The 349-nt window shown below is 48.4% G+C and carries 1 pseudogene; it reads right to left on the bottom strand.

The features are described 5' to 3' along the window. Window positions 1-128: 128 nt before the first annotated feature. A pseudogene (locus SB689_RS22715) lies at window positions 129-349 on the bottom strand (D-aminoacylase); the annotation flags it as partial.

Below are 349 nucleotides of genomic sequence, written 5' to 3'. Positions count from 1 at the left end.
CGTGCTATCCTTCACTTTTGTTTTGGAATAAACGCCAATTCCCAGCATGATGAGCATGTACACAATGATAATGGCCCAGATCGTTCCCATAGCTACCCTCCTTTTTTATCAGCATGCAGATCTTACAACTAGTTTCTCTGCTGGCTTTCTTTGCGATAGCGGCGGCGCAACACTAGCCCTGCTGGCACATGCCTCTCTTCCCCGTTCGCCAGCACAATCTGGCCATTGACCACTACATGCGAAATGCCTTCTGGAAACTGGCGCGACTGATCATAGGTCGCTTTGTCAATCACACGTTGTTCATTGAAAATCACCAGATCAGCTTTCAAGCCTTCACGGACAATCCCTC

Source organism: Chryseobacterium sp. SIMBA_038 (genome assembly GCF_046535115.1).
In the GTDB taxonomy this organism is placed as follows: Bacteria; Bacteroidota; Bacteroidia; order Flavobacteriales; family Weeksellaceae; genus Chryseobacterium.
This window is presented reverse-complemented; position numbering and strand designations above follow the sequence as displayed.